15 protein-coding genes are annotated in these 18,477 nt (G+C 58.8%); 7 read left to right on the forward strand and 8 right to left on the reverse strand.

Annotated elements, in window-relative coordinates:
- Window positions 1–5: 5 nt before the first annotated feature.
- Window positions 6–557 (forward strand): NUDIX hydrolase, encoded by a 552-nt coding sequence (locus GGR28_RS02610; RefSeq protein WP_183494156.1) that lies wholly within the window; start codon window positions 6–8, stop codon window positions 555–557.
- Here GGR28_RS02610 and kdsB read toward each other — a convergent pair.
- From kdsB to rmuC, 4 genes are read right to left on the reverse strand one after another with little or no spacing between them, the layout of a single operon-like run.
- Window positions 547–1,284, reverse strand: a complete 738-nt coding sequence (kdsB, locus tag GGR28_RS02615; protein WP_183494157.1) for a 3-deoxy-manno-octulosonate cytidylyltransferase — start codon at window positions 1,282–1,284, stop codon at window positions 547–549. The two genes, GGR28_RS02610 and kdsB, sit on opposite strands and share 11 nt — an antisense overlap.
- A complete protein-coding gene (locus GGR28_RS02620) occupies window positions 1,284–1,943 on the reverse strand; it encodes a 3-oxoacid CoA-transferase subunit B (RefSeq protein WP_183494158.1) in 660 nt (219 codons plus the stop codon). The genes kdsB and GGR28_RS02620 overlap by 1 nt, the downstream gene beginning before the upstream one ends.
- Window positions 1,933–2,634: a CoA transferase subunit A gene (locus GGR28_RS02625; RefSeq protein WP_183494159.1), complete on the reverse strand. Its 702-nt coding sequence runs from the start codon at window positions 2,632–2,634 to the stop codon at window positions 1,933–1,935. The genes GGR28_RS02620 and GGR28_RS02625 overlap by 11 nt, the downstream gene beginning before the upstream one ends.
- A 13-nt stretch (window positions 2,635–2,647) precedes the next feature.
- Entirely contained in the window at window positions 2,648–3,985 is a 1,338-nt protein-coding gene (gene rmuC / locus GGR28_RS02630; RefSeq protein WP_183494160.1) for a DNA recombination protein RmuC, read from the reverse strand.
- A 69-nt stretch (window positions 3,986–4,054) separates the two neighbouring features.
- On the opposite strand from rmuC, the gene GGR28_RS02635 reads away from it, so the two are divergent.
- Window positions 4,055–6,019, forward strand: a complete 1,965-nt coding sequence (locus GGR28_RS02635) for a serine hydrolase domain-containing protein (protein WP_183494161.1) — start codon at window positions 4,055–4,057, stop codon at window positions 6,017–6,019.
- Here the strand turns inward: GGR28_RS02635 and GGR28_RS02640 are convergent, their stop codons facing one another.
- Together GGR28_RS02640 and GGR28_RS02645 are read right to left on the reverse strand one after the other, a co-directional pair.
- The gene (locus GGR28_RS02640; protein WP_183494162.1) at window positions 6,020–6,670 is read right to left on the reverse strand and encodes a protein-L-isoaspartate(D-aspartate) O-methyltransferase; all 651 of its coding nucleotides are present in this window, start codon (window positions 6,668–6,670) and stop codon (window positions 6,020–6,022) included.
- A 1-nt stretch (window position 6,671) separates the two neighbouring features.
- Window positions 6,672–7,136 (reverse strand): pyrophosphohydrolase domain-containing protein, encoded by a 465-nt coding sequence (locus tag GGR28_RS02645; protein WP_183494163.1) that lies wholly within the window; start codon window positions 7,134–7,136, stop codon window positions 6,672–6,674.
- A 420-nt stretch (window positions 7,137–7,556) separates the two neighbouring features.
- Here GGR28_RS02645 and gltB point away from each other — a divergent pair, with 420 nt between their 5' ends.
- From gltB to GGR28_RS02660, 3 genes are all read left to right on the forward strand, one after another.
- Window positions 7,557–12,110, forward strand: coding sequence for a glutamate synthase large subunit (gene gltB / locus GGR28_RS02650; protein WP_183494164.1), 4,554 nt, complete (start codon window positions 7,557–7,559; stop codon window positions 12,108–12,110).
- Window positions 12,111–12,209: 99 nt separating this feature from the next.
- Window positions 12,210–13,691 carry a glutamate synthase subunit beta gene (locus GGR28_RS02655; RefSeq protein ID WP_183494165.1) on the forward strand — a complete coding sequence of 494 codons (1,482 nt, stop codon included), beginning with the start codon at window positions 12,210–12,212 and terminating at the stop codon, window positions 13,689–13,691.
- A gap of 74 nt (window positions 13,692–13,765) precedes the next feature.
- On the forward strand, window positions 13,766–14,752 hold the full coding sequence (locus tag GGR28_RS02660; protein WP_183494166.1) for an aldo/keto reductase: 987 nt from the start codon (window positions 13,766–13,768) through the stop codon (window positions 14,750–14,752).
- 58 nt (window positions 14,753–14,810) lie between these two features.
- Here the strand turns inward: GGR28_RS02660 and GGR28_RS02665 are convergent, their stop codons facing one another.
- Window positions 14,811–15,023, reverse strand: coding sequence for a hypothetical protein (locus GGR28_RS02665; RefSeq protein ID WP_183494167.1), 213 nt, complete (start codon window positions 15,021–15,023; stop codon window positions 14,811–14,813).
- Window positions 15,024–15,227: 204 nt separating this feature from the next.
- Window positions 15,228–16,460, reverse strand: coding sequence for a DEAD/DEAH box helicase (locus GGR28_RS02670; protein WP_183494168.1), 1,233 nt, complete (start codon window positions 16,458–16,460; stop codon window positions 15,228–15,230).
- Between the two features lie 110 nt (window positions 16,461–16,570).
- On the opposite strand from GGR28_RS02670, the gene pncA reads away from it, so the two are divergent.
- Both pncA and GGR28_RS02680 read left to right on the forward strand, forming a co-directional pair.
- Entirely contained in the window at window positions 16,571–17,197 is a 627-nt protein-coding gene (pncA, locus tag GGR28_RS02675; protein WP_183494169.1) for a bifunctional nicotinamidase/pyrazinamidase, read from the forward strand.
- Window positions 17,198–17,230: 33 nt separating this feature from the next.
- A complete protein-coding gene (locus GGR28_RS02680) occupies window positions 17,231–18,430 on the forward strand; it encodes a redoxin domain-containing protein (protein ID WP_183494170.1) in 1,200 nt (399 codons plus the stop codon).
- Window positions 18,431–18,477 lie beyond the last annotated feature (47 nt).

Below are 18,477 nucleotides of genomic sequence, written 5' to 3' on the forward strand. Positions count from 1 at the left end.
AAACCATGAATTTTTGTTCCCACTGCGGTTCTCACGACCTTAAACTACGCGTCCCCGAGGGAGATACGTATCCCCGGATAAGTTGCGGCAATTGCCAAACGATTCACTACCAAAACCCAAAGGTTGTCACCGGCTGCCTGCCCGTCTGGGAAGATAAGGTGCTGCTGTGCCGGCGTGCCATCGAGCCGGGGCGGGGGCGGTGGAACGTTCCGAGCGGCTATCTGGAAAACGGAGAGTCCGTGGCCGAAGGGGCCCGGCGGGAAGTCCGTGAAGAGGCTGCGGCGGAGGTGACGATCGATTACCTAATTACGCTCTACGACATCGAACGAATTAACCAGGTCTATCTGCAGTTTGTAGGACAACTGGTCGACGGGGTCTTCGGCATCGGCCCCGAAAGCCTTGAATGCAAGCTTTTTACTCAGGCGGAAATTCCGTGGGAGGAAATCGCCTTTACCTCCTCCGCCTTCACGATCCGCAACTACTTCCGTGACCGCGAGCGGGGAACCACGACGCTGTACCAGGGATCCTACCCGGATCGGGGATTGATCAATCCGTAACCCGGCGAATAGCTTCTTCCAGGTCCGCAGGCGTGTCTACTCCGATCGACGGCAAGTCCGTGAGTCCGACGTAAATGCGGTAACCGGCACTGAGCCAGCGCAGTTGTTCCAGCGATTCGTCTAGCTCGAGTGGGGCCGTGGGTAGTACCGTGAGCTGCTGCAGTACCTCCGCCCGGTAGGCGTACAGACCGATGTGCTGGAGGTGCTTTTGCTGGTCGATCCACCGGCCGATGGGTACTTCGCGTAGAAACGGAATGGCGTGTCGGCTGAAGTAAAGGGCCCGCCCCGCTTCGTCCCGTACCACCTTCACCACATTGGGAGAAAGCAGGGCATGCTCGTCCCGCATGGGTGTGGCCAGGGTGCAAATCGATAGTTTCTCGTCCCGGAAGGGATCGACTACCGCCGCGATCTGCTCGGGTTGGATGAACGGTTCGTCGCCCTGGACATTCACCACAATCGATGCTTCCGGGAAATTCCTTGCCGCTTCCGCTACCCGGTCCGTACCCGAGGGATGAGTAGCCGCGGTCATGACGACCGCTCCACCAAAGTCCTCGACGTGGCGAAAAATGCGTTCGTCGTCCGTTGCCACGACTACCTGATCTAAAGACTCGCACTTGACTACGGCGGCATATACCCGTTGAATGAGGGTTTGTCCTCCAATATCCACCAGCGGTTTACCGGGTAGGCGGGCACTGGCGTAGCGGGCGGGGATTACGGCAAGTACCACTAATCAAGCTGCATTTCCGGAACGTCTCCCTCCACGATCAATCTGCCCAGAGTAGCGTCTTGTATTTCCCGGACGGTGACCCCGGGTGCGCGTTCCAGCAACCGGAACCCACGGTCTGAGGTGACTTCCAGCATGGCCATATTGGTTACAATCTTCTTCACGCAGTTGACACCGGTAAGCGGTAGCGAGCACTCGGGCAACAGCTTCGATTCGCCGGCCCGGTTGGTGTGCATCATGGCGACGATGATGTTCTCCGCCGAGGCAACTAGATCCATGGCGCCGCCCATTCCCTTCACGAGCTTCCCCGGTATTTTCCAGTTGGCGATGTCGCCCGTGTCCGACACCTCCATTGCTCCGAGGACGGTCAGTTGAATATGCTGTCCGCGAATCATCGCAAAACTGGTGGCACTGTCGAAGATGGCCGCACCCGGCAGGGCGGTGATGGTCTGTTTTCCGGCGTTGATCAGGTCGGCATCCTCCTCTCCCTCGTAGGGAAACGGCCCCATTCCGAGAATGCCGTTTTCGGATTGAAAGGTCACGTCTACGCCTTCGGGAACGAAGTTGGCCACCAGGGTAGGAATGCCAATACCGAGATTGACGTACCAGCCGTCGCGTAGTTCACGGGAGATTCTGCGGGCGATTCCGGTCTTATCTAGCATGGGGTCGGGTTGTGCGCTGTTCGATGCGTTTTTCGTACTGATCGCCCTGGAAAATGCGCTGTACGAACACTCCGGGCGTATGAATGTGGTTGGGGTCGAGCTCGCCGGACTCGACGAGTTCCTCTACTTCGGCGATGGTTATCCTGCCGGCGGTAGCCATCACGGGATTGAAGTTGCGAGCCGTACCCTTATAGATAAGGTTACCGTCCGTATCACCCTTCCAGGCCTTTACGATGGCGAAATCGGCGGTCAGGGCGGTTTCCAGGATGTGGGGTTTGCCGTTGAACTCCCGCACTTCCTTGCCTTCGCCGACCTCCGTTCCGTAACCGGCCGGAGTGAAGAAAGCGGGAATACCGGCGCCACCGGCCCGGCAACGTTCAGCCAGGCTGCCCTGCGGGATCAGGTCTACCTCGAGGTCGCCGCTCAGCATCTGCCGCTCGAACTCGGCGTTCTCCCCGACGTAGCTCGCGATCATCTTGCGGATCTGACGGCTTTGCAGTAGTAATCCCAGCCCGAAATCGTCGACCCCGGCGTTGTTGGAAATACAGGTGAGGTCGGTGATGTCGGAATCGGCGAGGGCGTTGATGCACTTTTCCGGTATGCCACAGAGGCCGAACCCTCCCAGCATGAGGGTCATGCCACTCTCGATGCCGGCGATGGCGTCCCGGGCACTGGCTACGCGTTTATTCATGGTTGCAAGATCGTTATTCCTCCTCAAGGAGGCGGTTGTCAATTCGTTTTTTCGTTTTGGCTCCGAGTTTACGCAGCTTCTCGGCCCGACCGATCAGGGTAGCCCCGTACTTGCCGCCGGTGCTGAGCTTCCCCAGCGCGGAATGGTAGGAGTGCTGGGCCTGGTCCAGCCGGTGGCCGATCTTCTTCAACTCCTCGGTAAAGGATACGAAGCCGTCGTAGAGCAATCCACTCTGCCGCGCGATCTCCAGCACGTTCTTCTTCTGGTTTTCCTGCTTCCAAATGTAGCTTACGGTGCGCAGGGTAGCAAGGAGGGTGCTCGGCGTGACCAGTACGATGTTTCGCTCGAGCGCCTCGATGAAAAGATTCTTGTCCGTCGTCAGCGCGAGTCCGAGGGCCGGCTCGATGGGTACGAATAAAAGCAGGTAATCGGGTGAGTTGATCTGGTACAGGCGGGTGTAGTTTTTTGACGCCAAGTCGATGACGTGCTGCCGTACACTGCGCAGGTGGGCAGCGGCCTCTACCCGACGTTCCGCCACGGCGTCGGTAGAATGGGTACAGTACCTTTCGTAGGCCGTCAGCGAAACTTTGCTGTCGACGACCAAGTGCTTGTTGTCCGGTAAGTTTATGATGAAGTCCGGGCGCTTCTGCCGGCCGTTTTCGTCCGTGAAGCTCGACTGTGCCGTAAAGTGTACTCCGCTCTCCAGCCCACTGGCCTCAAGTAGGGTAAGTAACTGCCACTCGCCCCAGTCGCCCTGGGTTTTGGTGTTGCCGCGCAGGGCCCCGGCCAGGTTATTCGCCTCGGCACTGATGCGCTGGTTGAGCAGTTGGAGGTGCTTGATCTCCTCCCGCAGGGAAATGCGGTCGCGGGTTTCTTCCAGGAACCGGCGCTCGATTTGCTGCTCGAATCCGTGGATGCGTTCCTTGAGCGGACTGAGCAGTCCGTCGAGTTGGTTGGCGTTCTGGGTTACGAACCGTTCGCTTTTCTCCTGGAAGAGTCGCTCCGCCGTGCGTTCGAACTGGGCAACGGAGGCCGCCTGCAGTCGGACCATTTCGGCCTGCTGTCCCGACAAGCGTTCGTTCAGGGCACGGTGCTCGGCACGCAGGGTAGCCAGGTCGCTGCGCAGGGTAGTCTCGACCGCGAGTTTTTCCTGCAGGTTTTCGTAGTGGAGGTCCGCATCGCTCCTTAGCTGCTCATATACTTCACGCAGAACGTACCCGGCCTCGACCCGGTCCCGCTCCAGGTGGGTGCTGCCTAAGCGGTAACGGGTATATAACCAGGCAACTACCCCGCCGATGACCATGCCGGTCAGCAGCGAAAGAAAGTAGGGTAGGGCGGGGGCTGTATCCATGGCGACAAGGTAGTGAGCGGCCGGGGAGGTGACATAATTTCGGCGGAGAAAGGCCGTTTGATTAGGGTCATGAAGAAAACCCTGTTCGCCCTATTGTGCGCCACCGCCCTGCTTTCCGCCGCTCCCACGGAATCGGAAAGTTGGACGGACCAACTCTTTTCCTGGTTCACCGAATTGTTTGTCGCCGCCTACGCAGAGCCGTTACCGAATGTGCAGGCCGTGCCCGTGGAGGCAACCGAAACCGTTTCACCGGATGCCGTCGCGCTGCTATCCGCCATTCCTCGTTCCGACACCGTCGCCATCACCTCCAACTGGCCTTACCTAAGTGCGGATGCCGGCCAGGATGTGGCCCGTCGGGAACGGCTGCTTGAGCAAACCGTACTGCTGACCAATCCTACGGGATCCCTGCCGTTTAGCGGCCTTTCCGCCATTCGCATCGTCTACCCCAGTGGCAAACGACCCGATCGGCTCATCGAGATGGCCCGGCGGTTTACGTCGGTTCAGGCCGTTGCTTTTACCGATGTCCTTGCTCCCGCGCTCGCCGCCGCCCCTTCCATTCCTACCGTTGTGATAGCGGACGACCCGCTGGGCGGGGTGGATGCCGGCGACCTTTGGTACCGCTCGCTGTACGGATATGCGGGTATGACCCTGGTCCACTTCGGAGACGTTTCCCTGATTGACCGGGTGCCGGCTAGCTGGTCTGTATTGGTTTGCCCCGTGCGCGCGAAGGAAAGCGAGGCCTTTGTGGCCCAGGTGCTCTTCGGCGCTCAGGCCATTACCGGCCGTTCCGACCGCCCCATACTTGATTTTGGTGTCGATAGCGGAATATCCCTGCCGCAGCAACGACCCGGATTTCGTGAACCGGAGCTACTCAAGGTAGACCGGGAGCAACTGGAGCAGCTGGACCAGACCATCAACCGCGCCATTCGCTACCGGGCCACTCCCGGAGCCCAGCTTGCGGTCTTGCGGGGCGGGCAGGTGATCTACGAACGGGCGTACGGCAAACAGTCCTACGGCTCCGGTAGACCCGTCACTCCCGGTGATCTGTACGACCTCGCCTCCGTGACGAAGGTGGCCGCTACCTCGCTGGCAATCATGAAATTGTACGATGAGGGAAGGATCGATTTGACCGCAAAACTCAGCGAATACCTGCCGGAATTTAAACGGACCGCACCCGGTAGGTACACCATTGCCCAGTTGCTCGCTCACCATACCGGCATGCAGGCGAACCTGCCGTTGTATCCCTACGTAGGTGCGAATTACCTGGTACCTGGAGGACAGGAAGGTTCCGTTCGCCTTAGCACCAATCGTTGGCTCGACGGAAGCGTACCGGGCCACATTCGGCGCGATCTGCGCAAGATCGACCGCACCCGCCGTCCGATGTACCGCTACAGTGATGTAAATTATGTATTGTTACAATTTGTGGTTGAGGCGATTACGGGTACTGGCCTGGATGCTTACGTTAAGGAGACGTTTTACGAACCGCTAGGTCTTACCCACCTTACGTTTAATCCGATTGCGGATCACCCGGCGCGGCAGCTCGTACCGACCATCACCGATAAGTGGATGGACAGGGGAGTGCTGCGGGGATTTGTACACGACGAGGGGGCGGCCATGATGGGGGGAGTTGCCGGTCATGCGGGACTGTTCGGCAATGCCCGCGATCTCGGGATACTCTTCCAGTTCTTACTCGACGGGGGTGAATTTAACGGCCGGCAGATTATTTCGCGGGAGGCGGTTGCGCTGTTCACGGCCCGCAATCCCTTCAACCACCGGGCCCTCGGTTTCGACCGCCTGAGCAGCGGGTATAAAAGCGTCATCGCTGCCGGGGCCTCCGAAGCCAGCTTCGGTCATACCGGATTTACCGGCACCTGCGTCTGGGCCGATCCGGAGAACAACCTAGTTTTCGTCTTACTGACCAACCGCATCCACCCGGATCCGGCAAACAAGAAATTGCTGAAGTACGGCACCCGCAGTAAAATGCAGCGGGACCTGTACCGCGCCCTTAACTCTTTCGGCAACGAGCCGGCTTGATCAGGCCAGTCCCTCGCGGAAGGGCACGAACCGGCAGTAGCCCAGCATTTCTTCTTTGTGCTTGCCGTTCGCACCTTTGGTAATGCGCAGCAGTTCCTGGTCTTCTTCCTCCGGACCGACGGGAATCACCATGATGCCACCCACCTCTAGTTGTTCCAGCAGCGCTTCGGGCACTTTGGGTGCGCCGGCCGTCACCAATATGCGACTGAACGGTGCCATTTCCGGAACACCCCGGTAGCCATCGCGCAGGAAAAACCGAATGCCGCGGTCCAGGCGCAGCTTTTTCAGGGTAAGTTTTGCCTTGCGGTACAGCGGTTTGTGCCGCTCGACGGTGAAGACCCGCCCGCCCAGGAGGGACAGAATGGCCGCCTGGTAGCCAGAACCGGTGCCAATTTCGAGGACCTTTTGCCGCGGCAGGAGTTGCAGGGCGGTGGACTGCCACGCTACGGTCGAGGGTTGACTGATCGTCTGTTCGCAATCGATGGGGAAGGGCTCATCGCGGTAGGCCCACTCGCTGAAGCTGCTGTCGAGAAAGGCGTGCCGGGGCACATTGGCCATTACTTCCAACACCTTCGGGTCGAATTCATTGCGGCTGGTCAACCGCTCGATGAGTCGCTTGCGCTGTCCCCGGTGACGAAATCCGTCGTCCATGCTACTTTAGTTGGCCGGCCAGGTTGGCCGGGGAGTAATTTACGTTTTTCAGCACCTTATTATCGTCGGTCCGGTACACCAGGTACACGTCGCCCGAGCTTTCTACGCGACCCTCCTGGTTCAGCGACCGGTAGTGGGCCAGCGTAGCTTCCGCTTCTTCCCGGCTCGCACAGGTTTTGCTCATGTTCGAACGGTGAACTTCCCCGAAGAGCGCGGGAAATTTGTCGCCGAGCCCGAACTCGAGCACCGCTCCGCTGAGCACGTACTGAAGGTCGGCCAGTGCATCCGCCACCTCCACAATATCCCGCTGCGCGATCGCTTCGCGTAGTTCGTCGAGCTCCTCCTGCAACAGATTTACGCGCAAACGGCAACGATCTTCGGGCGGGATCGCGGGAGCGGAGAGAATGGGTAACCGAAAGGTGCGGTGAAACTCGGCTACGTCACCAAGTGAGTCGGGGCTTTTCATGAAGTGGGTTTGTCCACGGGCAAATATAGCCACAACGGCGTTGGCGTGACCCCGGTTACCACAATCTGAATGCCCGTGGAACATTATTAAAACTGCTGAGTAGATGCGTCGGCGTGATTTTATTGTACTTGCAAATAATACATGAATGCGCTATCCCAATCGGGCTACCTTAAATGAAATTCTAAAATACGGCAGAATTTAGAATTAAAATTGTGTTTTTACCGGTATTGCGGTACTAAAAATGACGATATTAAAATGCGTGGCGGTTTTGACGGCCCGTCGTCGATCAAATAGGTTTAAGATAAAGGTGCGTGGAACATTGGTATACTACACAGTTGCCTGTATCTTGTGATGCGGCTGAACGCAGGAAGGCCTTTCGATTTAGGACTTCCCATCGCCACCGCTAACCCCTTCTGACGTATGCAATACCAACACGAAACCCCCCACCATCCCGGCCTTTACCGTCCTCACCTGGAATCGGATGCCTGTGGAACCGGATTCATCGCCAACCTGGATGGGGAGCCGAAGCACAGTATAGTAAAGGACGCCCTGGCCATGCTGGCCAATATGGAACACCGGGGTGCCTGCGGCTGTGAACCGAATTCGGGCGACGGCGCCGGTATTCTGACCCAGGTCCCGGATGAGTTTTTCCGCCGCAAGTTGTCCGAGATGGGCAAGGTCCTGCCGGAATTCGGCAAGTATGGCGTAGGCCAACTGTTCCTGCCCGCCGAGAAGGAACTCAGCCAGCGCTGTCGGTTTCTCTTCGAAGACTACTGCGACGAACTGGGCTTCGACGTGATCGCCTACCGCAAGAATCCCTTCGATGCCGATGAGGTAGGCGTGACCAGCAACAGCGCGAAGCCCCGGATGGAACAGATTTTCGTCAAGCCGCGCACCCACCTCGAGCCCGCCGACCTGGAGCGCAAGTTGTACGTACTCCGCAAGTTCGCTACCCACCGCATCCACGTCACTTACCCCGAGACCCGGGATCAGTTTTACCTCTGCTCGTTCAGCTACAAGACCATCGTATATAAAGGACAGCTGACCACCTGGCAGCTGCCCGGCTTTTACGGCGACCTACAGGACCTCGGCTACAAAAGCGCCATCGCCCTGGTGCACAGCCGCTTCTCCACCAACACCGTACCGAAGTGGAAATTGGCCCAACCCTTCCGGATGATCGCCCACAACGGGGAGATTAACACCGTACAGGGCAACGTGAACTGGTGGCGATCGAAGGAGAGCATCATCCGTAAGACCTCGAAGTTTTCGGAGGACGAGCTCAATATGATCTTCCCCGTTTGCGGCACCAGCCTGTCGGATTCCGCGAATTTCGACAACGTGCTGGAGTTCCTGACCATGAACGGTATGAGCATTCCCCATGCCCTCATGATGATGATCCCGGAAGCTTGGCAGCACGACGACGCCATGCCCGACTTCAAGAAAGCCTTCTACGAGTACAGCAAAGCCCTCATGGAGCCCTGGGACGGTCCGGCTTCGATCTGCTTCACCGACGGTATTCTGGTGGGGGCAACCCTCGACCGTAACGGCCTGCGACCGAGCCGCTACTGCCTCCTGAACGACAATACCCTCATCGTAGCCTCGGAGGCCGGCGCCCTAAAGGTGGACCAGCGCAAGGTGATCAAAAAGGGCCGGCTACAGCCCGGACGCATCCTGGTGGCCGATCTCCAGGAGCACCGCGTCATCGGCGACGAAGAACTAAAGGAAATCATTTGTAAGCGGCTTCCCTACCGCGACTGGCTCGACGAGTACCGTCAGGACATCAAAAACCTCCCGCTCTCGCGTAAGGCGGAGATCCGGATGGACCAGAAAACGCTCTTCCGTCGCCTGCAGCTCTTCGGCTACACCAAGGAGGACCTCACGGTGATGCTCGAGCCCATGATCAAGGAGGGAAAGGATCCGATCGGATCTATGGGCAGCGATACTCCCCTGGCCGTGCTCTCCCTCCAGAGCCAGCACATCGCCAACTACTTTAAGCAGCTCTTTGCCCAGGTGACCAACCCGCCGATCGACCCCATCCGGGAGCGCAGCGTCATGTCTGCCTACGCCATGCTCGGTAGCTCGGAGAACGTGATGGAACCCTCGGCCAAAAACGCCCGCTACATTCACCTGGATTCGCCCATCCTCACCAACGACGATGTGGCGAAGCTCCGTGAATTGCACCACCGCGATTTCCGGGCAACGGCAATCAATATTGTCTTTCCGGCCGACGGTCAGGAAGGAAGGCTACACGCCGCCGTCGAGCACATCAAGGCACAGGCGGAGTCGATGGTCCGCAGTGGATACAACATTCTCATCCTCAGCGACCGCGATGCCGACAGCCACAATGCGCCCGTACCCAGCCTGCTCGCAATGGGAGCAGTCCACCACCACCTTGTGGAACTCGGCCTACGCGCCAAGACCAGCGTCGTGGTAGAAAGCGGAGACATCCGCGAAACCCACCACGTGGCTACCTTAATCGGTTACGGAGCCAGCGCAGTAAATCCCTACATGGCGTACGCAGCACTAGCCGACCTTCACGCCCGTAATGTCTTTGAAGACGAAGGCTACGAGCTGAAGGAGGTGATCAAGATCTACCGCAAGGCCGTCACGAAGGGCCTGCTCAAGATCATGTCCAAGATCGGTATCTCGACCCTCCAGTCTTACCAGGGAGCGCAAATCTTCGAAATTCTCGGACTAAACCGCAAGGTAGTGGACGATTGTTTCCGGGGATCGATCAGCCGGATCGAGGGCATCGGCTACGACGGCCTGGCCAGCGAAGTGATCGTCCGCCACGAACTTGCCTACCCGAAAGAATTTGTCGCTAATCCGAAGTTGGAAGTAGGCGGCGTCTACCAGTGGAAGCGCCGCGGAGAGGCGCATACCTTCAACCCGAAGAGCATTCACTACCTGCAGATCGCCGCCCGCAAGAACGACGAGGAGGCTTACGGGAAGTACCGCGACGAGATCAACAATCAGACCAAAAAAGCACTTACCCTCCGCGGGCTACTCGCCTTCCGGAAGGGAGATCCCATTCCCATCGAGGAAGTGGAACCGGCCGATGAAATCATGAAGCGCTTCGCCACCGGGGCGATGTCGTTCGGCTCCATTAGCTGGGAGGCCCACACTACGCTGGCCATCGCGATGAATAAGATCGGCGCCCGCTCCAATTCGGGTGAAGGCGGAGAAGACGAAGTGCGCTTCGAGCTCGACGACCAGGGCCGCAATATGCGCTCGGCCATCAAGCAGGTCGCTTCCGGACGCTTCGGGGTGACGAGCCACTACCTGACCAACGCCGACGAGCTGCAAATCAAAATGGCCCAGGGCGCGAAACCCGGCGAGGGCGGCCAGCTGCCCGGACATAAGGTGGACGACTGGATCGGTCGCGTGCGCAACAGTACGCCTGGTGTCGGACTGATCTCTCCTCCGCCCCACCACGACATTTACAGCATCGAGGACTTGGCACAGCTGATCTTCGACCTCAAGAACGCCAACCGTCGCGCGCGCATCAACGTGAAACTGGTCTCCAAGGCCGGAGTAGGAATCATCGCCTCGGGTGTAGCAAAGGCCCACGCCGACGCCATCCTGATCAGCGGTCACGACGGAGGCACGGGGGCCAGTCCCCTGAGCTCCATTCGCCACGCCGGACTTCCCTGGGAGTTGGGCCTCGCGGAAAGTCACCAGACGCTGGTCAGAAACAAGCTCCGCGACCGGGTGACCCTACAGACCGATGGACAGCTCCGCACCGGCCGCGACCTGGTCATCGCTACGCTATTGGGGGCTGAAGAATACGGGGTCGCTACCGCCGCCTTGATCGTCGAGGGCTGCATCATGATGCGCAAGTGCCACGTGAACACCTGTCCCGTCGGCATCGCCACCCAGAACCCGGAACTGCGCAAACGCTTCACCGGCGATCCGGATCACGTCATCAACTTCTTCCGCTTCCTCGCCGAGGACATGCGCTCCATCATGGCCGAACTCGGCTTCCGTACCGTGAACGAAATGGTCGGTAAGGTGGAGCACCTGAAAATGAACAGCGAGGTAGAACACTGGAAGTACCGCAGCCTTGATTTGAGTCCTATTCTGTACAAGGAAGTGGCCGACGACTCCGTCGGGCTTTACAAACGGGTCGAGCAGGACCACGGCATCAGTGACGTGCTGGACCGCCGCCTCATCACTTCGGCCAAGTTCGCACTGGAAGAAATGGAAGCGGTGACGGGAAGCTTCGACATCAAGAATACCGACCGCAGCGTCGGCACCATGCTCTCCAACGAGATCAGCCGCCGCTTTCACGGTGAGGGACTGCCGGACGGCGCCATCAAGTTCCGCTTCCGGGGATCGGCGGGGCAGAGTTTCGGCGCCTTTGGTGCCAAGGGCCTACAGTTCCTGCTGGAGGGAGAGGCCAACGACTACTTCGGAAAGGGACTCTCGGGCGGCCGCCTGATCGTTGTACCCGACCGGGTATCGACCTTCGATCCCCACGAAAACATCATCATAGGCAACGTCGCGTTCTACGGGGCAACCTCCGGTGAAGCCTACATCAAGGGGATGGCCGGCGAACGATTTGCGGTAAGAAATTCCGGTGTCAAGGCCGTCGTCGAAGGACTCGGCGATCACGGCTGTGAGTACATGACCGGAGGCGTCGTCGTCGCACTCGGTGACACGGGCAAGAACTTCGGTGCGGGAATGAGCGGCGGCATGGCCTACGTCTACGACCGGGAAAAGACCTTCAGTGAGAAGCTCAATACCGAAATGGTGGACATGGAAGCCCTCACGCCCTTCGACAAGAATCTGCTGCAACAGATGGTCCGGAACCACTTCACGTACACGAGCTCCAAACGTGCGCTGGACATGCTCAACAACTGGGACGAGCATCTGGCCCACTTCGTCAAGGTGATGCCGCGCGACTACAAAGCGGTGCTCGCCAAAAAGGGGGAAGAACCCAACGTACAGGTCAAAATCGCCGAACTCGTCTGATCGATTGCCCCCCCCTTCCGTGGCGCCGTCCGAGGTCGATCGCCACGACACCATTAGCTAACCATTCCGGTCCGTCCGGAAGCTGAAAAAACCTTTACCATGGCTGATCCAGCTGGATTTCTAAAGTACGACCGCGAACTCCCCGACAAGCGGCCCGTCGAAGTACGTAAGACCGACTGGCAGGAACTCTACGTAGAAATGTCCGAAGAGCGTACCGTCACCCAGGCGGCTCGCTGTATGGATTGCGGCGTGCCCTTCTGCCACAGCGGTTGTCCCCTCGGCAACATCATTCCCGAGTTTAATGACGCGGTTTACGAGGAAGACTGGCGCGAAGCCTTCGAAATCCTCAGTTCGACCAACAACTTTCCGGAATTTACCGGCCGTATCTGCCCCGCACCCTGTGAGACGGCCTGCGTACTGGGCATCAATCAGCCGCCGGTAGCCATCGAGCACATCGAGAAGTCGATTGCCGAAGAGGCGTTCAAGCGGGGGTACGCCCGTCCCAATCCTCCCGGAAGCCGAACGGGGAAGAACGTTGCCGTAGTGGGTTCGGGTCCTGCGGGACTGGCCGCCGCCGCTCAGCTCAACAAAGCCGGGCACAACGTCACGGTTTACGAGAGAAACTCGCGAATCGGTGGACTCCTTCGCTACGGAATCCCCGACTTCAAACTGGAAAAGTGGGTGATCGACCGGCGGGCAGAACTTATGGAAGCCGAGGGCGTCAAGTTTCGTACCAATGCCAATGTCGGAGAGAACGTCGACGCAAAGAAACTGGTCGATGACCACGACGCCGTCGTACTGGCGGGTGGATCGACCATTCCCCGCGATATCCCCAGTCCCGGCCGGGAAGCACAGGGCGTCTACTTTGCCATGCAGTTCCTCGAGCAGAACAACAAGCGGGTAGCCGGGGACGACCTGAGCGACCTGTTTGAAATCCACGCACGCGACAAGGACGTAATCGTGATCGGCGGTGGCGACACCGGTGCCGACTGTGTGGGAACCAGCAACCGCCACGGCGCGCGCTCGGTCACCCAGATCGAAATCATGCCCATGCCGCCCACCCAGCGTTCGGAAGACAGCTGGCCCAACTGGCCGATGATCCTGCGCACCTCTACCAGTCACGAGGAAGGTTGCGAGCGCGAGTGGGCCGTGCTTACCGAAGAATTCCTCAAGGACGAGGAGGGCAAGCTGCGTGCCGTCAAGACCGTAAACATTCGCTGGGCCAGGGACCAGACGGGCCGCAACACCTTCGTAAAGATCGCCGGTACGGAACGCGAACTGCCCTGTCAGCTGCTCCTCATCGCGGCCGGCTTCGTCCACCCCCAGCACGAGGGCCTCGTCAACGACCTGGGCATCGGTCTCGACGAGCGCAAGAACGTCGCGGCCAACCCGACCAAGGGCTACCAGACCTCCGTACAGAAAGTCTTTGCCGCCGGCGATATGCGCCGGGGTCAGAGCCTGGTCGTGTGGGCAATTGCCGAAGGGCGTGAGTGCGCTCGCTCCGTCGACTCCTTCCTGCGGGGAGGCGAATCGGTACTGGAAAGTCGCGACGAGGGGAGGCTCGAACTGGATTTTGCCTAGGTACGCTGCTTTTATTCCGGTTTTCATTGCACCTGCGCGCCGCCGCCCGGTTGAACGGGTAAAACAACGAAGCAATGAAGTACCGAAAACTCGGAAAAACGAATGTTGAAGTAAGCGAGATCAGCCTCGGCACCTGGCAGGTCGGTGGAAAGTGGGGCGACCCCTTCGACGATAAAGTCGCCGATCGCATCATCAACGAAGCCATCGACCGGGGCGTAAATTTTATCGATACGGCCGACGTCTATTCCGACGGCCTCAGCGAAACGGCCGTCGGTAGGGTAGTGCGCAGCCGCTCGGAATACATCTACGTGGCGACCAAGTGCGGACGGCAGATCAATCCCCATACGGCGGAAAACTACACCGTAAAGGCACTCCGGGGGTACGTTGAGGACAGCCTGCGCCGCATGAAAATCGACCGCATCGACCTGATCCAGTTGCACTCCATACCCAACGATGTCTACTACCGCCCGGAAATCTTCGGCCTGTTCGAGCGACTGAAGGAAGAAGGAAAGATCCAGCACCTCGGCGTGAGCGTGGAGAAGGTGGAGGAAGCGATCAAGGCGATGGAGTACGAAAATGTTGCTACGGTGCAGATCATTTTCAATCTCTTCCGGCAACGGCCCGCGGAACTCTTTTTCGACTTAGTAAAGAAGCACGACATCGGCGTGATCGCCCGGGTGCCGTTGGCCAGCGGGCTCCTGACCGGACGCTTCGACAAACAGACCACCTTCGGGGAGGGGGACCACCGCAACTTTAACCGGGAGGGGGAAGCATTCGACCGGGGCGAGACCTTCAGCGGGGTGAATTACGAAGAGGGGCTTAAGGCCGTCGAGGAACTAAAACAATTGTTTCCCGGGGAAGACAACCTGGCCCCCGTGGCCCTGCAGTGGATCCTGAGTTTCCCCGAGGTCAGCTGCATCATCCCCGGGGCGTCGAAGGTCGAACACCTCACGTCCAACATTTCGGCCGCCGAGCGTGAGCCGCTGACCGACGAACAGCTTGCGGCCATGAATGATATTTACAATCGTATGGTGCGACCGTCGGTCCACCAACTCTGGTAAAGAGAAAGGGTCCTGCTGACATCAGCAGGACCCTTTTCAATTACAGGTGGCTTAATACTTAGCTGATCAACAGCAGGGTGATAAGCAGTACGACGAGGCTGCCGGTGATGGCGATGGCGACATCCTGGCGGCGGGCCGGGGGAAGCGCGGAGCGACGGGAAGCCAGGCGGAGGCCGTTGGGATTGCCCAGTTGGTGTGCCTTTACCGCACGGTTTACGCGACGGTTCAGGAGGGTACTGCGGGTCGGGCGGGGTGTTTCGAATTGGTTCATGCGATGGTAATTTTCCGGGGTTTCTGAATTCGCCCGCAAAGGTCGCGGTATTCCCGGACCCTTACAACCCCATGGGCGAACATTATTCGGCTGGACGGGTCATCATATCCACCAAGCCCAATAAAATACTGATTACCACAAAAAGTAGGATGTTGTCGTTGACTTCCGCGCCCGGGACGGATTTAAATATCAAGCAAGAAGGTGTTATTTTTTCTTCTTTTTCTTGCCGAGTACGCGTTCCGCTTCCTGCATAAGATCTTCCAACCCCATGGCATCGCCACGACTGAAGGCCAGGGTCTCGCGGTATTCGTTGCGATCGAGTTTCACTACCCGGATTTCGTTGCCGGTATAGTCCTCGATGCGCCGCAGCAAATCGTGTTCGGCGGGTGCGCAGAATGAGTAGGCCACCCCCCGTAATCTGCCGCGTCCGGTTCGTCCCACCCGGTGCACGTAGTAGTCCGGCTGTTCGGGCAGGTCGTAGTTGATGACGTGGGTTACGTCGGGGATGTCGATGCCCCGGGCGCTCACGTCGGTCGCCACCAGGATGCGCTCATCGCCGTTGCGAAATGCCTCCAGGGCCGCCTCTCGCTCCGCCTGTTGCAGGTCGCCGTGCAGCGTCAGGGTGGTCAGCCCAACGCGTTCCATGGCTTTCGAGACCCGTTCGGCCCTTACGCGGGTGCGGGTGAAGACCAGGATTTTTGCTTCCGGGCGTTCCTTTACGAAGCGCTCGAGGAAGAAGCGTTTGTCGTCCATTTCCACGAATACGACGGAGTGGTCGACGTTTTTACTCACCGGATCTTTCGGCGAGATTTGGATGCGGATGGGGTTACGTACCAGCGAATAGGCCAACTTTTTGATCTTTTCGTCGATGGTAGCGGAGAAGAACAGCGTCTGGTGCTTGCGCTTCAGGTGACCGATCACGCCGCGGATGTCGTCGATGAAACCCAGGTCGAGCATCAGGTCGGCCTCGTCCAGCACGAGAATATCGACCCGTTCCAGTCGCAGCAGCTTGCGTCCGAGCAGGTCGTACATCCTACCCGGCGTGGTGATGAGGACGTCAAGTTCCTTGGTCAACTGCGCAATCTGGGGCTCGATCTCGACACCTCCCGTGAGTCCCAGCACCTTCACCGGCATCCCGCTCGCTAGAGCGGTGAATACTTCCGTCAGCTGCAGGGCGAGTTCGCGGGTAGGTACCATCACGAGACAACCGATGCCCGATTCCCGCCACTGGCTCTCCTTCCGTTCGTGCAATTTTTGCAGTATGGGGATGGCGAAGGCGGCTGTTTTGCCGGTGCCCGTTTGCGCGATGGCCAGCACGTCTTCCCCCTCCAGGATCGGCCGGATGGCCCGGTACTGGATGTCGGTCGGCCGCTTCCACCCCTGCTGGGCGATGCTGCGTTTTAACTCGGGCGACAGGGGGTAATCGGTAAATTTCATCGTAACGTGTTTGGCGGGGCCGCGGGTGCAGGGCAATTCGAACGGAGCCGTGCGAAATGGTTTGGCGCACCGTGCCGGCCAGGTATATCTTTGTCCCTAACCGCCGCCCAATGTACGACAACGCCACCGCCCTCCTCCTGGTCGACCTTCAGGTAGATTTTATGCCCACCGGCATGCTGCCGGTGGGCGATGGCGACGCGGTAGTCCCCCTGGCCAACGCCCTCATGCCGAAGTACCGGACTGTCGTAGCCACCCAGGACTGGCACCCCGCAAACCATAAATCCTTCGCCGCCAATCACCCCTGGCGCAAACCCGGTCAGGTGATCGACCTCAACGGACTGCCCCAGGTGCTCTGGCCCATCCACTGCGTACAGGACAGCTGGGGCGCGGAATTCGTATCCACCCTAGACACTTCGGCGATCACCGAGGTCTTCCGGAAGGGGACCGATCCCGAGATCGACAGCTACTCCGGATTCTACGATAACGGCCAACGAAAATCCACCGGACTGGCCGATTGGTTGAGGGGCCGGGGCATCGAGGAAGTGCACGTCATGGGCCTGGCGACCGATTACTGCGTGAAGTACACTGTGCTGGATGCCCTTCGCGAAGGCTTTCGTACGCTGTTGATCGAAGATGGATGTCGGGAAGTGGAACTGGTACCGGGTGATGGTGAACGGGCGGTGCAGGAAATGCGGGAGGCCGGGGCCAAAATTGCCCGCCACGCCGAATTGGGGTAATTACTTACTTTGGGAGCGCACAACCTGTAGATCATGATATCGCGCTTTTTTCCCCTGCTTCTGTCTCTTCTAATTTACGCGTGTGGCTCAGATGCCACCCCCACCACCGAAGCTACCGTAGTGGAGCATACCGAGGAAGTTGCCGGTTTCCGAGCCAACCCCCAGGCCCTCGAAAAACGCGAGGTGCCCACCATCGCCGTCGGAGAAAAAGCGCCTGACTTCGAATTGCCCGGAAGCGACGGTGAAATGCACCGACTTGCCGACTACAGCGATGCCGAAATCATCGTGCTGGCTTTCACTTCTAACCACTGCCCGACCGCCCAGGCTTACGAGCAGCGGCTGATCGATTTTCAGCGTGATTACCAGGACAAGGGCGTACAACTCATTGCCATCAGTCCCAACAGTCCCCTTGGACTTCTTTACGAGGAACTCGGGTATACCGACCTTAACGACGACTACGACGTAATGGAGGAAAGGGCCGAGTACGCCGGCTTCAACTTTCCCTACCTCTACGATGGAGATGACCACCGAACGTCGCTTGCGTACGGTCCGGTGGCTACCCCCCACTTATTTATTCTGGATCAAGAACGCGTAGTCCGCTACACCGGTCGCATCGATCGCAGCGAGAAACCGGGCAGTGCCCACGCCGAGGACCTCCGTGCCGCTACCGACGCTCTTTTGGCCGGCAACCCCGTACCGGAACCCACGACCAAAACCTTCGGTTGCTCCACCAAATGGTCCTGGAAAACGGAATACAACGAGCAGGCGCGGGAAACCTGGGAAGCCCGGCCGGTAACCCTCGAAACGGCCGACGTAGCGAAGATCAAGGAATTGGTGGCCAACGAAGGTGGCGATAAACTGCGGTTGATCAACGTCTGGGCCACCTGGTGCGGTCCCTGCGTACTTGAGTACCCGGAATTTCTAGTGTTGCAGCGAATGTATGGGGCCCGCGATTTCGAGTTCATTTCCGTTTCTGCCGATAAACCGGCCGCCGAAGAGCGGGCGCTCGCGTTTCTGGAAAAAGTCCATTCCGGCGTACCTAACTACCTCTTCGCTGGCAAGGACATCTACGAACTGGTCGAAGCCATCGACCCGGACTGGAACGGTGCCCTCCCGTATACTTTACTGGTTGCTCCGGACGGAGAAGTGGTCTACCGCCACCAGGCCGAGGTAGACTTCCTCGAACTAAAGCGGGCCATCGTGGAGCACGAAATGATGGGCCGGGTATACTAGCCACGAATGCACCAAAGGATTACGTACCTTTGCGGCCGCTAAGCGCA

The sequence above is a fragment of the Neolewinella aquimaris genome, from assembly GCF_014197245.1.
Taxonomy (GTDB): domain Bacteria; phylum Bacteroidota; class Bacteroidia; order Chitinophagales; family Saprospiraceae; genus Neolewinella; species Neolewinella aquimaris.

What these genes read in the sequence shown, in the direction of transcription:
- GGR28_RS02610 (WP_183494156.1), top strand. Translation starts at nt 6, where the DNA reads ATGAATTTTTGTTCCCACTGCGGTTCTCACGACCTTAAACTACGCGTC.
- GGR28_RS02620 (WP_183494158.1), bottom strand. Translation starts at nt 1,943, where the DNA reads ATGCTAGATAAGACCGGAATCGCCCGCAGAATCTCCCGTGAACTACGC.
- GGR28_RS02625 (WP_183494159.1), bottom strand. Translation starts at nt 2,634, where the DNA reads ATGAATAAACGCGTAGCCAGTGCCCGGGACGCCATCGCCGGCATCGAG.
- rmuC (WP_183494160.1), bottom strand. Translation starts at nt 3,985, where the DNA reads ATGGATACAGCCCCCGCCCTACCCTACTTTCTTTCGCTGCTGACCGGC.
- GGR28_RS02635 (WP_183494161.1), top strand. Translation starts at nt 4,055, where the DNA reads ATGAAGAAAACCCTGTTCGCCCTATTGTGCGCCACCGCCCTGCTTTCC.
- GGR28_RS02640 (WP_183494162.1), bottom strand. Translation starts at nt 6,670, where the DNA reads ATGGACGACGGATTTCGTCACCGGGGACAGCGCAAGCGACTCATCGAG.
- GGR28_RS02645 (WP_183494163.1), bottom strand. Translation starts at nt 7,136, where the DNA reads ATGAAAAGCCCCGACTCACTTGGTGACGTAGCCGAGTTTCACCGCACC.
- gltB (WP_183494164.1), top strand. Translation starts at nt 7,557, where the DNA reads ATGCAATACCAACACGAAACCCCCCACCATCCCGGCCTTTACCGTCCT.
- GGR28_RS02655 (WP_183494165.1), top strand. Translation starts at nt 12,210, where the DNA reads ATGGCTGATCCAGCTGGATTTCTAAAGTACGACCGCGAACTCCCCGAC.
- GGR28_RS02660 (WP_183494166.1), top strand. Translation starts at nt 13,766, where the DNA reads ATGAAGTACCGAAAACTCGGAAAAACGAATGTTGAAGTAAGCGAGATC.
- GGR28_RS02665 (WP_183494167.1), bottom strand. Translation starts at nt 15,023, where the DNA reads ATGAACCAATTCGAAACACCCCGCCCGACCCGCAGTACCCTCCTGAAC.
- GGR28_RS02670 (WP_183494168.1), bottom strand. Translation starts at nt 16,460, where the DNA reads ATGAAATTTACCGATTACCCCCTGTCGCCCGAGTTAAAACGCAGCATC.
- pncA (WP_183494169.1), top strand. Translation starts at nt 16,571, where the DNA reads ATGTACGACAACGCCACCGCCCTCCTCCTGGTCGACCTTCAGGTAGAT.
- GGR28_RS02680 (WP_183494170.1), top strand. Translation starts at nt 17,231, where the DNA reads ATGATATCGCGCTTTTTTCCCCTGCTTCTGTCTCTTCTAATTTACGCG.